This window comes from Pseudomonas sp. Os17 (assembly GCF_001547895.1).
GTDB lineage: Bacteria > Pseudomonadota > Gammaproteobacteria > Pseudomonadales > Pseudomonadaceae > Aquipseudomonas.
Genome location: NZ_AP014627.1, coordinates 6,045,092 through 6,061,230, shown reverse-complemented (window position 1 = coordinate 6,061,230; position 16,139 = coordinate 6,045,092). Strand labels below are relative to the sequence as shown.

At 64.0% G+C, this 16,139-nt stretch carries 15 protein-coding genes; 7 read left to right on the top strand and 8 right to left on the bottom strand.

Features of this window, described 5'->3' with window-relative positions:
* Window position 1 precedes the first annotated feature (1 nt).
* The 3 genes from POS17_RS26815 to exaC all read right to left on the bottom strand — a co-directional run bounded on the left by POS17_RS26815 (window position 2) and on the right by exaC (window position 4,442).
* Window positions 2-1,438, bottom strand: a complete 1,437-nt coding sequence (locus tag POS17_RS26815; RefSeq protein WP_060841273.1) for an ethanolamine ammonia-lyase reactivating factor EutA — start codon at window positions 1,436-1,438, stop codon at window positions 2-4.
* Between the two features lie 25 nt (window positions 1,439-1,463).
* Complete coding sequence (gene eutH, locus POS17_RS26810; RefSeq protein ID WP_060841272.1) at window positions 1,464-2,744, bottom strand: ethanolamine utilization protein EutH; 1,281 nt, start codon at window positions 2,742-2,744, stop codon at window positions 1,464-1,466.
* Window positions 2,745-2,921: 177 nt separating this feature from the next.
* Window positions 2,922-4,442 (bottom strand): acetaldehyde dehydrogenase ExaC, encoded by a 1,521-nt coding sequence (gene exaC, locus POS17_RS26805; RefSeq protein ID WP_060841271.1) that lies wholly within the window; start codon window positions 4,440-4,442, stop codon window positions 2,922-2,924.
* 377 nt (window positions 4,443-4,819) lie between these two features.
* Here exaC and POS17_RS26800 point away from each other — a divergent pair, with 377 nt between their 5' ends.
* The 4 genes from POS17_RS26800 to POS17_RS26785 all read left to right on the top strand — a co-directional run bounded on the left by POS17_RS26800 (window position 4,820) and on the right by POS17_RS26785 (window position 9,119).
* Window positions 4,820-6,739 (top strand): sigma-54-dependent Fis family transcriptional regulator, encoded by a 1,920-nt coding sequence (locus tag POS17_RS26800; RefSeq protein ID WP_060841270.1) that lies wholly within the window; start codon window positions 4,820-4,822, stop codon window positions 6,737-6,739.
* Window positions 6,740-6,860: 121 nt separating this feature from the next.
* Window positions 6,861-8,210, top strand: a complete 1,350-nt coding sequence (gene mpl / locus POS17_RS26795; RefSeq protein WP_060841269.1) for a UDP-N-acetylmuramate:L-alanyl-gamma-D-glutamyl-meso-diaminopimelate ligase — start codon at window positions 6,861-6,863, stop codon at window positions 8,208-8,210.
* Window positions 8,207-8,839, top strand: coding sequence for a flavin prenyltransferase UbiX (ubiX, locus tag POS17_RS26790; RefSeq protein ID WP_016966094.1), 633 nt, complete (start codon window positions 8,207-8,209; stop codon window positions 8,837-8,839). The genes mpl and ubiX overlap by 4 nt, the downstream gene beginning before the upstream one ends.
* On the top strand, window positions 8,832-9,119 hold the full coding sequence (locus POS17_RS26785; RefSeq protein ID WP_060841268.1) for a YceK/YidQ family lipoprotein: 288 nt from the start codon (window positions 8,832-8,834) through the stop codon (window positions 9,117-9,119). Before ubiX ends, POS17_RS26785 begins: the two co-directional genes overlap by 8 nt.
* 59 nt (window positions 9,120-9,178) lie before the next feature.
* On the opposite strand, the gene POS17_RS26780 is transcribed toward POS17_RS26785, so the two are convergent.
* The 3 genes from POS17_RS26780 to POS17_RS26770 all read right to left on the bottom strand — a co-directional run bounded on the left by POS17_RS26780 (window position 9,179) and on the right by POS17_RS26770 (window position 12,127).
* The gene (locus tag POS17_RS26780) at window positions 9,179-9,820 is read right to left on the bottom strand and encodes an oxidoreductase (protein ID WP_060842018.1); all 642 of its coding nucleotides are present in this window, start codon (window positions 9,818-9,820) and stop codon (window positions 9,179-9,181) included.
* Between the two features lie 29 nt (window positions 9,821-9,849).
* A complete protein-coding gene (locus tag POS17_RS26775) occupies window positions 9,850-11,568 on the bottom strand; it encodes a C13 family peptidase (protein WP_060841267.1) in 1,719 nt (572 codons plus the stop codon).
* A 103-nt stretch (window positions 11,569-11,671) separates the two neighbouring features.
* Window positions 11,672-12,127, bottom strand: a complete 456-nt coding sequence (locus tag POS17_RS26770) for a MaoC family dehydratase (RefSeq protein ID WP_060841266.1) — start codon at window positions 12,125-12,127, stop codon at window positions 11,672-11,674.
* Window positions 12,128-12,305: 178 nt separating this feature from the next.
* Between POS17_RS26770 and POS17_RS26765 the strand changes: the two genes are divergently transcribed.
* From POS17_RS26765 to POS17_RS26755, 3 genes are read left to right on the top strand one after another with little or no spacing between them, the layout of a single operon-like run.
* On the top strand, window positions 12,306-12,668 hold the full coding sequence (locus POS17_RS26765) for a CidA/LrgA family protein (protein ID WP_060841265.1): 363 nt from the start codon (window positions 12,306-12,308) through the stop codon (window positions 12,666-12,668).
* Window positions 12,665-13,381 (top strand): LrgB family protein, encoded by a 717-nt coding sequence (locus tag POS17_RS26760; protein WP_060841264.1) that lies wholly within the window; start codon window positions 12,665-12,667, stop codon window positions 13,379-13,381. The genes POS17_RS26765 and POS17_RS26760 overlap by 4 nt, the downstream gene beginning before the upstream one ends.
* Before the next feature lie 10 nt (window positions 13,382-13,391).
* On the top strand, window positions 13,392-13,982 hold the full coding sequence (locus tag POS17_RS26755) for an LON peptidase substrate-binding domain-containing protein (RefSeq protein ID WP_060841263.1): 591 nt from the start codon (window positions 13,392-13,394) through the stop codon (window positions 13,980-13,982).
* A gap of 36 nt (window positions 13,983-14,018) precedes the next feature.
* Here POS17_RS26755 and POS17_RS26750 read toward each other — a convergent pair whose 3' ends face one another.
* Both POS17_RS26750 and POS17_RS26745 read right to left on the bottom strand, forming a co-directional pair.
* On the bottom strand, window positions 14,019-15,335 hold the full coding sequence (locus POS17_RS26750) for a bifunctional DedA family/phosphatase PAP2 family protein (protein WP_060841262.1): 1,317 nt from the start codon (window positions 15,333-15,335) through the stop codon (window positions 14,019-14,021).
* 48 nt (window positions 15,336-15,383) lie between these two features.
* Window positions 15,384-16,070, bottom strand: a complete 687-nt coding sequence (locus POS17_RS26745) for a DNA-3-methyladenine glycosylase (protein ID WP_060841261.1) — start codon at window positions 16,068-16,070, stop codon at window positions 15,384-15,386.
* Between the last annotated feature and the right edge of the window lie 69 nt (window positions 16,071-16,139).

Sequence of the window (16,139 nt, the reverse complement as noted above, 5' to 3'; positions counted from 1 at the left end):
ATCAGTGCACGCCGTAAAAGGCGACGGGCACGATGTGCCGATGGGGTGTTCCCAGATTGATGAAATGCGCCGAACGCTCGCGCACTTCATCGATGACGATCAGGTTGCAAGAACTGCGCCCCCAATCCGTGGCGTAGTTGCCCAGGACCTTGCCGACGTTGCTTTCCAGCAACAGCACCAGCGGCCATTGAGGTTCGGGCTGGGCGGCGCCCAGGGCCCGGCACAGCAGGGCCCCCAGTTGGCGGATTTCCTCCAGGTCCGGCGCCTGGCCGCTATCGAGCAGTTGCAGGCAGGCACCGTCGCGGCTGCTCAAGGCCAGGGCCAGGGCGTCGTCCAGTTGTTGCCGTGAGGCGTTCATCGGCAGGCGGGCGACGATGGGCAGGTCCTTGAGCGGCAGCACTTCGGGCCGGGGCAGGAACAGGGTGCTGCCGGAGATTTCGGTGTTGTGCAGGGTCAGGCCGTAGACCGTGGCCCGGCCGCGGTTTTCCGGCTGCAGGTGGCCGGCATCCCGGACCAGTCGTGGGTGGCGGGCGATGGCCAGGGCCAGATCGATGCCCAGGTCGCCGTAATAGGTAATGCCCGGCATGGCTTCGCCTTGCAGGTGGCGATAGAGCAGTTCGCCCACACCACCGGAAAAGGTCAGGGCCGGGTGGGCGTTGTGTTCGGGGAGGATCAACGGCAGTTGCTCGGTCAGTTGCCCCAGCGGGCCGGCAAAGAAGGTGCGATCACCTTCGGCGATGGCGACCAGGGCGTCGACGTACCAGCTGACCACCGCATCCCGCTCCGGGTGGTCGAGCGGCTGGCCAACAGTCTTGTGGATCTGCAGGTGATCGAGCAGCGCCCGGCCGAATTCCGACAGCGCGCTGAGGCGATAACCACCCGGTTCGAACTGCAAGTGCCGGGCGCCGATGAAGTGGCAGCCGCTGGCCAGGACATTGCCGTCCAGGCCCCAGGCTGCGTTGGTGGTGCCGCCGCCGATATCCAGGTTGAGCAGCGGTTGCCCCGGATGACAGCGGCTCAGGGTCGAACAGCTGCCCATGAACGCCAGCCAGGACTCCAGCCCGCCGTCGTCGGCGCGGGAGACCAGTACGTTGCCGATCAGTTGCTCCACCCGTCGTGTCAGGGCCTGGGCGTTGTGCCGCCGCGCCGCCAGGCCGGTAATGATCACGCCGGCGGAAAACAGCTGTTCCGGGCGCACCCCGGCCTGCTCAAGCCAGCATTCGATCAGGCCCTGGATCGCCGCTTCATCGATGATCCGCTCCTTGAACGGGGTAAACACCGGCTCGCCGCGAAACAGCACCCGGGGTTCGTTGAGGGCCATGCGTCCGGTGACGCAATGGCTGCTCAGGCTGGCCTGGGCGATCAGCGCGCTGCTGGTGGTGGAGCCGAAGTCCAGCCCCAGCAGCAACACCGATGTGCCGCCCGTGATGGCTTGCATGCTGGCGTTCCTCGCCGCGCCGGAATCAGGCCGTGGCCTTCTGGCCCGCAGGCTCCGGAGTTTCCAGTGCGGTGCCGCCCAGGTACTCGCCCGGGGCGATGATCCCCGCTGCCCGATCCTGGGCTTCCAGTTGCAGCGCCTTGGGCACCGACAGCCAGTAGGCCAGGCCGACGGCGACGAAACCGGCGCTGATCTTGCCGATCAGCACCGGCAGGATGATGGTCGGCTGGAAGTTGGCGGTGAACGACAGGTGGTCCCCCAGCAGGAAAGCGGCGCAGACCCCGAAGGCGATGTTCACCACCTTGTCCTTGGGCGGCATCAGGCGCACCAGGCGGAACATGGCGAGGATATTGGCGATGGTCGCCAGCATGCCGGCACTGCCCACGGCGCTGAGGCCGATCTTGCCGCCGAGGTTTTCCAAAGGCTTGCCCAGGTATTTGCGCAGCAGGTAGACCATGGGGAAGGCACCGGCCAGCATGATGCCGATGTAGCCGGCGGTTTCCAGGGCGCGGGTCTGGTCTTGGGCGTCGGCGATGATCGGGTGGAAGCCCCAGCTGCCGAACACCGCGGAGAAGGCCCCGGTGAAGTACTCGACGATGGAGAACACCAGCACCAGCTTGATCGCCGCGTCCATGGCGCGGCCGAAGATGATGAAGCCCTTGATCATCATGTCCGGCAAAAAGCGCAGGCCCAGGGCCAGGGCCACGACGAAGATCAGGATCGGCAGCAGGTTGGCGAAGATGCTGCTCAGGCCCAGGGCCAGTTGGTAGCTGGCTTCACCGTTGGTGCTCACCAGTTCGCGTACTACCGGGTTGCTGAAGGCCAGGATCAGGCTGGCGATCATCACCCCGACAGGGATGGTGAGGATGCCGGACATGATCCCCAGGGCCATGTACTTGTGGTCGCGCTTGTCGAGCATCGCCAGGCCCATGGGGATCGAGAAGACGATGGTGGCGCCGCCCATGAAGCCGGTGATCAACGCCATCACCAGGGCTTCCTTGCTCGCGGCCAGGGCCGAGGCCAGCTGATAGCCGCCCATGTCCGAGGCGATGATCATGGTCGCTGCCAGGGCCGGGTCGGCGCCCAGGGAGTTGAAGAACGGCCCGAAGACGGTTTCGATGACCACGGTGAGATAGGGGATGGAAGCCATGATTCCCGCCGCCGGCACGAAGATGTAGCCGGTGGCGTGGATGCCTTCCATGAATTCTTTGCCCAGGCCCCGCTCGCTGTCGTAGATGGCGGCGAAGGCGCCGAGTACGGCGCAGAGCATGATGAGGTAGAGCACGTAGTTGCCGATCTGATCCATTGCGTTTGTCCCTTGTTATTGTTTTTCAAGCAGGGTCTGTGCACGACTGGTTTGGCGCAGAACTTCCGACAGCAGTGTCCCGTCCGGCCAGCCTTCGGCACCGGATCAGAGCAGGTGAACAATTGCGGCAAGGCCGCGAAAAGGCCTCCCGGCGACCGGGGTCGCCGGGAGGATCGATCAGAAGAAGCCCAGTGGGTTGATGTCGTAGCTCACCAGCAGGTTCTTGGTCTGCTGGTAGTGGTCGAGCATCATCTTGTGGGTTTCACGGCCAACGCCGGACTTCTTGTAGCCACCGAACGCGGCGTGGGCCGGGTAGAGGTGGTAGCAGTTGGTCCACACGCGGCCGGCCTTGATCCCGCGGCCCATGCGATAGGCGCGGTTGATGTCGCGGGTCCAGACCCCGGCACCCAGGCCGAACTCGGTGTCGTTGGCAATCGCCAGGGCTTCGGCTTCGTCCTTGAAGGTGGTGACGCTGACCACCGGGCCAAAGATCTCCTCCTGGAACACGCGCATCTTGTTGGTGCCCTTGAGCAGGGTCGGCTGGATGTAGTAGCCGCTGGACAGGTCGCCTTCGAGTTTTTCCACCTTGCCGCCGGTGAGCAGCTGCGCGCCTTCGTTCTTGGCAATGTCGAGGTAGGAGAGGATCTTGTCGAACTGCTGCTCGGACGCCTGGGCGCCGACCATGGTGTCGGTGTCCAGCGGGTCACCGCGCTTGATCTGTTCGATCTTCTTCATCACCACTTGCATGAATTCGTCGTAGATCGACTCCTGCACCAGGGCGCGGGACGGGCAGGTGCAGACTTCACCCTGGTTGAAGAACGCCAGCACCAGGCCTTCGGCGGCCTTTTCGATGAACTTGGGTTCGGCCTGCATGATGTCTTCGAAGAAGATGTTCGGCGACTTGCCGCCCAGTTCCACGGTGGACGGAATGATGTTCTCGGCGGCGCATTTCATGATGTGCGAGCCCACCGGGGTCGAGCCGGTGAAGGCGATCTTGGCGATGCGCTTGCTGGTGGCCAGGGCCTCGCCGGCTTCGCGGCCGAAACCTTGCACCACATTGAGCACGCCCGGTGGCAGCAGGTCGCCGATCACTTCCATCAGTACGGTGATGCCCAGCGGCGTCTGCTCGGCGGGCTTGAGCACCACGCAGTTGCCGGCGGCCAGGGCCGGGGCGAGTTTCCAGGCGGCCATCAGGATCGGGAAGTTCCACGGGATGATCTGTCCGACCACGCCCAGGGGCTCATGGATGTGGTAGGCCACGGTGTTGCCGTCGATTTCCGCGGCGCTGCCTTCCTGGGCCCGCAGGCAACCGGCGAAGTAGCGGAAGTGGTCGGCGGCCAGCGGGATGTCGGCGTTCAGGGTCTCGCGCACGGCCTTGCCGTTGTCCCAGGTTTCGGTGATGGCCAGCAGTTCGAGGTTCTGTTCGATGCGGTCGGCGATCTTCAGCAGGATCAGCGAGCGGGCCTGCACCGAGGTGGCGCCCCAGGCATCGGCGGCGGCATGGGCGGCGTCCAGCGCCTTGTCGATGTCTTCGGCAGTGGAGCGGGGGAATTCGGCAATCGGCTGGCCATTGACCGGCGACGTGTTGGTGAAGTACTGGCCTTTGATCGGCGCGACGAATTCGCCGTTGATGTAGTTACCGTATTTGCTCTTGAACGAAACGATGGCGCCTTCAGTACCGGGGTGTGCGTAACGCATGGTGGGTATCTCCTGGCTTCTTATGCTTATGGGGGAGGACGCGCTTGAGCGCATGTCAAGCGTAGAGCAAAGGTCGGGCCAGCGTGGTGGGGGCCATGTGCATCAAGGGTTTGCGGATGTTTCACCGGCGCGGCGCAGGCACGCTGTGGCGGAACTGGTACAGCGCGAAGTGACAGTTTGTAACCTTTATGGCACAGCCTGTGACTTGCGGGTCAAACCGGCATTGCAATGCAACAGTGGCTGGAGGATGCTGGTTCGCGTGTCGATTCTTGTCAGACAAATCTGATGAGCATCCACCCTTTTGCGGTCGCTGGCAGTCCGGCTGTGGCGATCGAGTTCCGTCTGAGCGTGACAGCGCAGCAGGAGAATAATAAGAAATGCACAGCAGTAATCACTTGAGCCGACACGCCCAGCAGGTGTTGACGGTGGCCCGGGGCAAGGCCCATCTGCAGGGGCCGGGCAGCGATCCTTCCATTGCCCGTTCCTGGTTGCGTTGCCTGGAGGACTATCACCTGGATCCAGCCCAGGTCATGGCACCCACCGTGCTGGAGCACGGTCGTCTGCTGGAGAGTCGCGAGCGCCTGCAGGATGTCCTGCAGATCGCCGGCACCGAGATGACCAACCTGCATCAGCAATTGTCCGGCGCCGGGCACGCGGTGCTGCTGACCGATGCCCGCGGGGTGATCCTCAACTGCATCACCGCCCCCAGCGAACGCAAGATCTTCGAGCATGCCGGGCTCTGGCTCGGCGCCGACTGGAGCGAGGCTCGCGAAGGCACCAATGGCATCGGCACCTGCCTGGTGGAGCGCCAGTCGCTGACCATTCACCAGGGCGAGCATTTCCGCGGCCGGCACACGGGCCTGACCTGCTCGGCGAGCCCGGTGTTCGATCCCCATGGCGAGTTGCTGGCGGTGCTCGATGTGTCCTCGGCGCGCCAGGATGTCTCCCGGCAGAGCCAGTTCCACACCATGGCCCTGGTCAACCTCTCGGCGAAGATGATCGAGAGCTGCTATTTCCTGCGCTATTTCGAGAACCAGTGGCTGCTGCGCTTTCATTTGCAGGCTGAGTCGGTGGGGCTGTTCAGCGAGGGCTTGCTGGCGTTCGACGGCGAGGGACGGATCTGTGCGGTGAACCAGAGTGCCCTGAATCTGTTGGGGCATATCCGCGGGGGGCTGTTGGGCAAGCCGGTGGATAGCTTTTTTGACTGCTCGCTGGATGAGTTGCTCAGTCGCGCCAGTATCAATGCCAGCGCCAGTTGGCCACTGCGCACCCGGGATGGGCGGCGTCTGTTTGCGCTGTTGCGCGGCCAGCCACCAGCTGCCGCGCAGCCGGTGCTGCGGGCGCCGGTCGGGGTTACGCTGCCGCGCCCTGCGGGTATCTGCCTGGGGGATGAGGGGCTGCAGAACGATTTTCGCCGGGCCTCGCGGGTATTCGAACGGGATGTGCCGCTGCTGATCAATGGCGAGACCGGTTCGGGCAAGGAGGCTTTCGCCAAGGCGGTGCATCAGGGCAGTGCCCGGGCCGAACGGGCCTTTGTCGCGCTCAATTGCGCGGCGATTCCGGAGAGCCTGATCGAGAGCGAATTGTTCGGTTATCGCGGCGGCAGTTTTACCGGGGCGCGCAAGGAAGGCATGCGCGGCAAGTTGCAACAGGCCGATGGCGGCACCCTGTTCCTGGATGAAATCGGCGATATGCCCCTGGCCTTGCAGACCCGCTTGCTGCGGGTGCTGGAGGATCGCCTGGTGGTGCCCATTGGCGGCGAGCCCCAGGCGGTCAACGTACGCATCATCAGTGCCACCCACCGGGATCTGCTGGAACGGGTGCGTGACGGCAGTTTTCGCGAGGACCTGTATTACCGGCTCAATGGCCTGGAGATCGCCTTGCCGGCCCTGCGCGATCGCAGCGATAAATCCCGGCTGCTGGATTTTCTCCTGGCCGAGGAGGCCGGCGAGCAAAGCGTGGTGCTGGACGATGGCGCGCGCCAGGCCCTGCTGAGCTATTCATGGCCAGGCAATGTGCGCCAGTTGCGCAACGTGCTGCGGACCTTGGCGGCCTTGTGCGAGAACGGTCGCATTGCTCTGGAGGATCTGCCGCCGCTGATCCGCGACAACCGCTCGGCGCCGATCAGCGAGCCGGTTGCCGAGGTGCAGGAGCGGCCCCTGGAAGACGCCGAGCGAGTGGCGCTGCTGGCGGCCCTGGAGCAGCAGCGCTGGCACATGACCCACACCGCCGAGCAGTTGGGGGTCAGCCGCAACACCCTTTATAGAAAGCTGCGCAAGCACGGCATCGCGCGCTAAGCCCGGCCCCTCGCCGCTGGTACAGGCTGCCGCCCGCAGGGGCGGCAACCACTCGCTCAGCTAATGGGTGCGATTTGCAGCCCTCTAGGCTAACCTGCGCCGATGTTTTTCGAGGTCGACTATGCACATCCATATTCTCGGTATCTGCGGCACTTTCATGGGGTCGATGGCGGTTCTGGCCAAAGAGCTGGGCCATCGCGTAACGGGCTCCGACGCCAACGTCTATCCGCCGATGAGCACCCAGTTGCAGGCCCAGGGCATCGAACTGACTCAAGGCTATGATCCTGCGCAACTGGATCCGGCGCCGGATCTGGTGGTGATCGGCAATGCCATGTCCCGGGGCAATCCGGCGGTGGAATATGTACTGAACAAGGGCCTGCCCTACGTGTCCGGCCCGCAGTGGCTGGCGGATCACGTGCTGCAAGGGCGCTGGGTGCTGGCAGTGGCCGGCACCCACGGCAAGACCACCACCAGCAGCATGCTGGCCTGGGTGCTGGAGCATGCCGGCATGAGCCCGGGCTTCCTGATCGGCGGCGTGCCGCAGAACTTCGCGGTGTCGGCGCGCCTGGGCGGCACACCGTTCTTCGTGATCGAGGCCGATGAATACGACAGCGCTTTCTTCGACAAGCGCTCGAAGTTCGTCCATTACCGCCCGCGCACGGCGATCCTCAATAACCTTGAGTTCGATCACGCGGACATCTTCCCCGACCTGGCGGCCATCGAGCGGCAGTTCCACCATCTGGTGCGGACCATCCCAAGCGAAGGCCTGGTGATTCATCCCACCACCGAACCGGCCTTGCAGCGGGTGATCGAGATGGGCTGCTGGACCCCGGTGCAGACCACCGGTGCCGGTGGCCAGTGGCAGGTCAAGTTGCTCAGTGCCGACGGTTCGGCCTTTGAAGTGATGTTCGAGGGGGTGAGCCAGGGCGTGGTGGAGTGGGAGCTGACCGGGCAGCACAACGTGGCCAACGCCCTGGCGACCCTGGCCGCCGCGCGTCATGTCGGCGTGGTGCCGTCCATGGGGATTGCCGGCCTGAGTGCGTTCAAGAGCGTGAAGCGGCGCATGGAGAAGGTCGCGCAGGTGCACGGTGTGACCATCTACGACGACTTCGCCCACCACCCGACGGCCATTGCCACCACCCTGGACGGCCTGCGCAAGCGGGTCGGCGATGCCCCGGTGATCGCCATCATCGAGCCGCGCTCCAATTCCATGAAGCTCGGCGCGCATCGTGACGGGCTGCCGGAGAGCGTCAATCAGGCCGATCAGGTGATCTGGTATGCACCGGCCAACCTGGGCTGGGACCTGGCGGCCACGGCGGCCTTGTGTACGGTGCCGTCGATTGTCAGCGACTCCCTGGAGGGCATCATCGAACGGGTGAAAAGCCAGGCCAAGCCGGGCACCCAGGTGGTGATCATGAGCAACGGCGGCTTCGGCGGCCTGCACGGCAAATTGGCCGAGGCACTGCAATGAGCAACGGCCCGGAACGCATCACCCTGGCCATGACCGGCGCCTCCGGCGCCCAGTACGGTTTGCGCCTGCTCGATTGTCTGGTGCGCGAGGATCGGGAAGTGCACTTCCTGATCTCCAAGGCCGCGCAACTGGTGATGGCCACGGAAACCGACGTCAGCCTGCCACCCAAGCCGCAGTTGATGCAGGCCTTCCTCACCGAGTACACCGGTGCGGCGGCGGGGCAGATCCGGGTTTACGGCAAGGAAGACTGGATGTCGCCGGTGGCCTCGGGTTCCGGCTCGCCGGCGGCGATGGTGGTGGTGCCCTGTTCCACCGGCACCTTGTCGGCGATTGCCACCGGGGCCTGCAACAACCTGATCGAACGCGCGGCGGACGTCACCCTCAAGGAGCGCCGGCAGCTGATCCTGGTGCCGCGCGAGGCGCCGTATTCCAGTATTCATCTGGAGCACATGCTCAAGCTGTCCAACATGGGGGTGACCATCCTGCCGGCCTCGCCGGGCTTCTATCACCAGCCGCAGACCATCGATGACCTGGTGGATTTCGTGGTGGCGCGGATTCTCAATCTGCTGAACATTCCCCAGGACATGTTGCCGCGCTGGGGCGAGCATCATTTGAGCAGCGATGAATAAATCCCTGTTGATCCTGCTGGCTGTCCTGCAACTGGCGGGATGCGCCACGGTGCGGACCTTGAACGCCGCGCAACCGGGCGCGCCGGTGGTGTATTCGGGGACGCGCCTGGACCTGTATGCGATGCAGGGAGGCTGCTGCGCCATGGACCGCTTTGGCGCCGAGGCACCGAGCTATCCGGGGGTGGATCTGCCGGCCAGCGCTGTGCTCGATACCCTGCTGCTGCCGTTGTCAGTGCTGACGGTGTTGGGGGTGGGGTTTCAGGCGACGGGCGGGTTGTAGCGCCTCGGTGGCAAGCCGGATCCCACAGGCGTGTGCGGGAGCGGCTTGCCGGCAATGATTCATTTACCCAGCTTGCGCAGCTCGTCGGATTCGACGACCCGCGTGCCGTTCTGCTCTTCAAGCGCCAGGCGCCACATGGCCCGGGCCAGCTGGCAGGCTTCGATGCCGCGGTATTTCCCGGGGATCAGTCGAGACAGCGGCCCGGCCAACTGCTCGCCCAGGCGCGGCTCGATACGATCCCCCAGCAGCAATGACGGCCGGCAAATGGTCAGTTGTGGCCAGCCCTGCTGTTTCAGGGCTTCTTCCATTTCACCTTTGACCCGGCTGTAGAAAATCGACGACTTGGGATCGGCGCCCAGCGCACTGATCACTATCAGGTGCCGTGCCCCGAGTTCCCGGGCGCGCTTGCCGAAGGCCACCACCAGATCCAGGTCCACCGCGCGGAAGGCCGCTTCGGAGCCGGCCTGCTTGATGGTGGTGCCCAGGCAGCAAAAGGCGATCTCCACCTTGCCGCTCAATTGCGGCAGGACCACTGCCGGATCGCCAACGGGGTTTTCCAGGCGAGGGTGCTCGCTTAACGGGCGTCTGCTGGGTGCCAGGACGCGAACCACGGTGGGCTCGTTGAGCAGGCGGTCGAGTAGTTGCTCTCCGGTCAGGCCTGAGGCGCCGGCGAGCAGGATGTGCTGAGGCGTCAAGTACATGGTCATTCCCCCCTTGATACGGTTCCAGCTTAGTTGCTCTGTGCTTCCTTGCTGCCTATAGAGACACTTTGCAGCGCTTTTCGTGCCTGCTGTTTACGCAGTTGTTGCCAGTGGGCGATGACCCCCTTGGGGGCCCAGATTTGGGGTTCCGACGCCTCGAAGCCATCTGCCTGTTCGCGCTCGGCGACGGTGGCCCTGGCCAGTTTGAAGGCATGCTCCAGATCGTCCGTCTGGTTCAGCGCCTGGGCGAACAGCGCGTCGCCGAAATAGGTGAAGTCGGCTTCTTCCGAACAGCCGAAGGAGACCCGGTCGGCTTGGGAGGCGGTCATGATCAGGGTTCGCTCATCCTTCAGCGCGGGGATGAAGCCGCCGGAATAGCAGGACGAGATGACGATGATCTTGTCGCGATTTTTCAAGGGGGCCAGGACGCTGGCCAGCTCGTCGGCGGGCAGGTCCGCCAGCTCCAGGCGGGGTTGATCCAGCACCAGTTCGTGTTCGCTGGTGCCGTGACTGGTGAGGTAGATGAACACCAGGTCCTCGGGGCTGCTGCGTTCGGCCAGGGTCTGGGCGGCGCGGCGCAGGTTTTCCCGGGTGGCCATCGGCCTGCTCGTCAGGTGGTCGCGGTGGTTCACCAGGCGGATCTGGCCATAGGCGCCGAAGCGGCTGGCGAGCATGTTGCTGACGTAGTCGGCTTCGCGCAGGAACACGCTCTGCTTGCCGTCGCCGGCCAGGGTCAGGCTGTAGAGCTTGATGCCTGGGGTGGAGGCGGGCACCTCGTCCAGGGCTTTTTGCAGCAAGTGGCCCTGGACCAGCAGGGCGCTTTCCAGCGGGTCGGGCAAGAGCTTGCCGTCGGCATCACGAACCCGCAGGCCGTTGTTCCACACGCCGCTTTGCACGCTGCCATCGCGCAGCACCAGCACGCCACGGCCTTGATAGTTGTCGCTGTCGAAGCCGCCAATGTAGAAGCTGCCGTCACTGAGGTTGAGGCGTCCCTCGCCGCTGAAGCGCCAGTCGCTGAAGCCGCCGATATAGTGGCTGCCGTCGGCACCGATCAACTCGCCCTTGCCGCCCAGGGCGCCTTCCTTGAATTGGCCGATCCACACGTCGCCGTCGGAGTTTTCGTAACGGCCCTTGCCATTGAGCTGATTGTGTTTGAAGCCGCCGACGTAGATGTCGCCCTCGGCGCTGTTGAAGGTGCCGTTGCCTTCCAGCTGGCCGTTGACGAAGTGGCCGGTGAACTGGTTGCCGTTGCCATCGCTGCGCTGGCCCTCGCCATTGGGTTTGCCCTTGGCGAACTGCCCCTGATACTGGCTGCCGTCTTCCAGCTCCAGGCGACCCAGGCCTGAGTACAGGTCGGCCTTGAATTCGCCGCGATAGGTCATGCCGTTTTCTTTGAGGGTGCCTTCGCCGTCCCGGCGGCCGAGCTTGAAGCCGCCGCTGTAGCTGCTGTCCTTGGTGGTCAGGGTGCCTTGGCCATGGAACAGGCCCTGCTGGAACTGGCCGCGATAGACCTCGCCATTGCTGCCGTGCCATTCCCCCTGGCCGTGCCATTGGCCCTTGTCGAACTGGCCGGCGTACCAGCTGCCGTTGGGGTAGTCGATACGTCCCTGTCCCTGGAGCAGTCCATTGACCAGGTCGCCACGATAGCGTCCGCCGTCCGGCAGTCGGGCGTCGGGCGGCAACAGGGATTCACCGTCTCCGCAAGCGCTGAGCAAAAGGGTCAAAACCAGGGGTACAAGTGGGCGCATAACGGGTTCCGGATAATTAGGGGACCGAGTATGCCGCAGCGGTGTGACTTATATATAGAGAGGTTGAGCGAAACAGCGTGAGCTGTTTCGCATCAGGAGCGTTTCAGACGAAGCAGAGCGACAGGGGCTCGGCGATGTAGGCGGGTTTTTCCTCGCCCTCGATCTCCAGGGTGGCGGTGGCCTTGAGCAGCCATTGGCCTGGCTTTTTCTCGGTGACCTCGGTCAGTTCGACCTTGAGCCGTACCTTGGAGTCGACTTTCACCGGCTGGATGAAGCGCACGCTGTCCAGGCCGTAGTTGACCACCATCTTCAGGCCTTCGGGCAGCACGAGGATGTCTTCCATCAGTTTGGGGATCAGCGACAGGGTCAGGAAGCCGTGGGCGATGGTGGTGCCAAACGGGGTCTTTGCCGCCTTGACCGGATCGACGTGAATGAACTGGAAGTCGCCGGTGGCTTCGGCAAACAGGTTGATTCGCTCCTGGTCGATGGTGAACCACGGGGAGCGTCCGAGTTCCTTCCCGACATAATCTTTGAGCTCTGCAACAGGAACATGGGGCATTGAGACTCTCCTTGGATCAACGTTTTTTTAGTATTGGGCGCAGTACTTTGCGCTCCGAAATATCCACTTTAGATCATCATGGCGATCCTTCCCGGTAAACATCCATGCTTTTGGCGAATGCCGGTTCATAGCGCCTGCGTGCTTATAATGCGCGACGGGATCTGGCTGGAGAGGCGGTATGTTGTTACGCGGTTTGACATGGCTGGTGCTGTTCCAATTGCTTGGCACGGCGCTCAATCATCTGCTGTTGCCCGTGCTGCCCGGACCCATCATTGGCCTGTTGCTGCTCCTGGTGTTCCTGGTGCTGCGCGGTGAAGTGGGAGAGCCGTTGAGCCAGGCGGCCAGCAGCCTGCTGCGTTATCTGCCGCTGCTGCTGGTGCCGCCTGCCGTGGGGGTGATGGTCTATGCCCGGGATATCGCCGCGGACTTCTGGGCCATCAGTGGCGCGCTGGTGTTGTCGCTGGTCATCTCCATGGCCTTTGTCGGCGTGCTGATGCAGCGCCTGGTCAAGCGCCAGGCTCGCCGGGAGGACCGCCAATGACCTTCGATTGGCAAGGGGCCTGGGCAGCCGTGATTCATCATCCCCTGTTCGGCATCGGCATCACGCTGGGGGCCTATCAACTGGTGCTCGCGGCTTTCGAGAAGACTCGCTGGATGTTCCTGCAGCCGGTGCTGGTCTCCATGCTGCTGGTGATCGGTGTGTTGCTCGGCTGTGGCCTGAGTTACGCCGAGTACCGCAAGAGCACCGAGATCCTGAGCATTCTGCTGGGCCCGGCCACAGTGGCCCTGGCGGTACCGCTGTACCTCAACCTGCGGCGCATTCGTCAATTGTTCTGGCCAATCTTCACTACGCTGGTGGTGGGTGGGCTGCTGGCCACCAGTCTGGGGGTGGCGCTGGGATGGTGGTTCGGCGCCGAGCACATGATCCTCATGACCATGGCGCCCAAGTCGGTGACTTCGCCCATCGCCATGCTGGTGGCCGAACAGATCGGCGGGGTGGCGGCATTGGCGGCGGTGTTCGTGTTGATCACCGGGGTGATCGGGGCGATCTTCGGCCCGGCCATTCTCGATCGCCTGGGGGTGCATGGTCCCGAGGCGCGGGGCATGGCGCTGGGCATGACCGCCCACGCCGTGGGCACTTCGGTGGCGTTGCAGGAAAGTGAGGAGTGCGGCGCCTTTGCGGCGCTGGCGATGAGTCTGATGGGCGTGGCCACGGCGGTGTTGCTGCCGTTGGCGGTGTCTTTGCTGGTTTAAGGATGGGTGTATGAGCCTGGCACTGTTTCCCCTGAATACCGTGTTGTTTCCCGACTGTATCCTCGATCTGCAGATTTTCGAGGCGCGCTACCTGGACATGATCGGCCGTTGCATGAAGCAGGGCTGCGGTTTCGGGGTGGTGTGCATTCTGGAGGGCGAGGAGGTCGGCCCTGCAGCGCCCGGCTATGCCCTGGTGGGCTGTGAGGCGCTGATCACCGATTTCCACCAGCAGGACAATGGATTGCTGGGCATCAGGGTCAAGGGTGGCCGGCGTTTTCGCGTGCTCAGCAGTGAAGTGCAGAAGGATCAATTGACCGTGGCCCAGGTCCAGTGGCTGCAAGAGGCCAGCGAGCAGCCGCTGAAGGAGGAGGACGCCGACCTGATCGCCCTGCTCAAGGCCTTGGCCGAGCATCCGATGGTGGAGGCGCTGGACATGGGCAGCGAGGCCGAGGGGCAATTGTCCCTGGCCAATCAACTGGCCTACCTGCTGCCCTTCTCCGAGCAGGACAAGATCGACCTGCTGCAACTGGATGATCCGCAGCAGCGGCTCGATGCCATCCAGCAATTGCTGGACGAGCTGCAGGGCGAGCTGTTCGCCTGAGCCGGCACCGGTCGCGGCAGGTGGCGCGCCGATTCGTCAATAGGCGTAGCGCAACAGCGCGTGGGGCAGGTGCCGGGTGGCCATGAAGCCGCACATCAGCAGCATCACCGGCAGCACTATCCACCAGGCCCTGGCCGGCATCGGCCTGAGCGGGGCCTGCCATTGAATCAGGGTCAGGCTGGCGGCACAGACGCAGGTCGCCAGCATCGCACCGGCGAGGATGTCGCTGGGCCAGTGAGCCCCCAGGTACACCCGCGACAGGGCAATCGAGGCCGCCGGCAGGCAACCCAGCAGTAGCCAGGTCAGGCGCATCCTGGGCGGCTGGCCGCGTCCGGCCAATACCGCCAGGGTCAGGAACAGCGCAAAGGAGCCCGAGGCGTGGCCGCTGGGCATGCTGTAGCTGGTGAGCGGATCGCTCAGGACTTCAGGCCGCAGGCGGGCGAAAAACCATTTGCTGCCGGTATTGGCCAGGGCGGTGCACATCAGGGTCGCCCCAGCGAATACCGCGTGGCGCCATTGCCGCAGAGCCAGAAGCAGCAAGGTCAGCACGGCGCTGGTGATGAACATGGCGCGAAACTCGCCGACCTGAGTGATCATCACCATGATCTTGTCCAGGGCCGGGTCCCGGTGTTCCTGCACCAGCGCGATCAGCCCCTGGTCGAATGCCGTGAGATAGGGATAGCCGATGAACAGTCCCGCCAGGACCAGCAGGCTGGTGCCGGACATCAGCAGGGTCGCACGGCGGTGGCGCCGCAGGCTGCTGGTGATGCTCAAGCCGATCAGCAGTGCCAGGCTGCCGGCGACGACACCGGCTTGTGGCCAGAAACCTTCGGGCAGTGGCAGGCGGATCGCCGCACCGGTGGCCCAGCCTGGCAGCAGGTAAGCCACGGACCAGCCCGCCGCGGCCAGCAGGCTGACGGCTATGAAGCGCGGGAAGGGCATGTCGAACATGCCTGCCACCATGGGGAGCATGGGGCGCAGAGGACCGATGAAGCGTCCCACCAACAGGCTGGCGATACCGTAGCGCTGGAAGTAGTTCTCGGCGCCATTGATCCATTCCGGGTGCTGCCGCAGGCCCGGCAGGCGGCGGATGCTCTGATGAAAGTGGCGTCCCAGCAGGTAGGACACCAGGTCCCCAAGCAGGCCGCCGAACAGGCCCAGCAGCAGGGTTTCCCCCAGTGACAGCGCGCCGTTGCCGGCCAGCACGGCAATCGCGAACAGCAGCACCGTGCCCGGGACAATCAGGCCGGCAATGGCCAGGCATTCCACGCAGGCGACGATGAACACGGCGGCGGCCAGCCATTGCGGGTGGGTGGTCAGCCAGGCAGTCACGCTGTCGAGCCATGGGCCCATAAATTCAACTCCATTGTGGTTGGCGGCGGGGAGGCGGATGCCGTTGCTTCAGCCGAGGATCAGGTAGTCGCGCCCTTCGACCTGACCGCGTCGCAGCGGGTTCCGAGTGCAGTAGGGGGCGAAGGCGGCATCGACGAAACGGTACATCAGGTGTTCGTCACGGCCATGGGGAATGCCCAGGCGCGTGGTCTGGATGATGTGCGGCACAGTGCTGCCGACGTCCTCGACGAACAGGATTTCATGATCGAAACGTTTTGCATCCCAATTCGGGACTTTGAGGCCCATGGCCTTGCACAGCAGGGTCTGGCCGGCGCAGAGCTTTTGCGCCGGGCGCGGATGACCGTTGGCGTCCGGGTTGTTCAGTTGCATCTGCGCCAGGCTGGCAGGGCCGGAGAGCGGGTCGACCCAGGGGTAGCCGGATTTGATCAGCACCGCGTTGCCGGGGCCCTGGGCGCTGAAGTTCAGCGAGTCGCCGCCACGGGCGTAGTACATATAGATGTGGCCGCCATCTAGAAACAAAGCCTTACGTTTTTCTGTGTAGCCGAGGGAGGCGTGACTGCCTTTTTCCTCGCAGTAATAGGCTTCGGTTTCGATAATGCGCGCGGACAACCAGAGTTCGCCGACCTTGTGGCGGATGACTTTGCCCAGCAGTTCACGGGCGAGCAACTGTGCATCACGGTCGAAAAAGCCGTCAGGCAAGGCTTTGGGCGGCTGCGCGGTGGTTGGAATGGGCATGGCGGCGAGGGTTATGGCGAAAAAAGTGACGCAATGGTAACAACTCCAGGCTTAATTCAGGCTGAAGCA

Bases quoted from the DNA above. Each gene is read 5' to 3' on its own strand.
- POS17_RS26750 (WP_060841262.1), bottom strand. From the start codon at position 15,335: ATGGGCCCATGGCTCGACAGCGTGACTGCCTGGCTGACCACCCACCCG.
- POS17_RS26765 (WP_060841265.1), top strand. From the start codon at position 12,306: ATGTTGTTACGCGGTTTGACATGGCTGGTGCTGTTCCAATTGCTTGGC.
- POS17_RS26755 (WP_060841263.1), top strand. From the start codon at position 13,392: ATGAGCCTGGCACTGTTTCCCCTGAATACCGTGTTGTTTCCCGACTGT.
- POS17_RS26800 (WP_060841270.1), top strand. From the start codon at position 4,820: ATGCACAGCAGTAATCACTTGAGCCGACACGCCCAGCAGGTGTTGACG.
- POS17_RS26780 (WP_060842018.1), bottom strand. From the start codon at position 9,820: ATGTACTTGACGCCTCAGCACATCCTGCTCGCCGGCGCCTCAGGCCTG.
- POS17_RS26815 (WP_060841273.1), bottom strand. From the start codon at position 1,438: ATGCAAGCCATCACGGGCGGCACATCGGTGTTGCTGCTGGGGCTGGAC.
- ubiX (WP_016966094.1), top strand. From the start codon at position 8,207: ATGAGCAACGGCCCGGAACGCATCACCCTGGCCATGACCGGCGCCTCC.
- exaC (WP_060841271.1), bottom strand. From the start codon at position 4,442: ATGCGTTACGCACACCCCGGTACTGAAGGCGCCATCGTTTCGTTCAAG.
- POS17_RS26745 (WP_060841261.1), bottom strand. From the start codon at position 16,070: ATGCCCATTCCAACCACCGCGCAGCCGCCCAAAGCCTTGCCTGACGGC.
- mpl (WP_060841269.1), top strand. From the start codon at position 6,861: ATGCACATCCATATTCTCGGTATCTGCGGCACTTTCATGGGGTCGATG.
- POS17_RS26775 (WP_060841267.1), bottom strand. From the start codon at position 11,568: ATGCGCCCACTTGTACCCCTGGTTTTGACCCTTTTGCTCAGCGCTTGC.
- POS17_RS26760 (WP_060841264.1), top strand. From the start codon at position 12,665: ATGACCTTCGATTGGCAAGGGGCCTGGGCAGCCGTGATTCATCATCCC.
- eutH (WP_060841272.1), bottom strand. From the start codon at position 2,744: ATGGATCAGATCGGCAACTACGTGCTCTACCTCATCATGCTCTGCGCC.
- POS17_RS26770 (WP_060841266.1), bottom strand. From the start codon at position 12,127: ATGCCCCATGTTCCTGTTGCAGAGCTCAAAGATTATGTCGGGAAGGAA.
- POS17_RS26785 (WP_060841268.1), top strand. From the start codon at position 8,832: ATGAATAAATCCCTGTTGATCCTGCTGGCTGTCCTGCAACTGGCGGGA.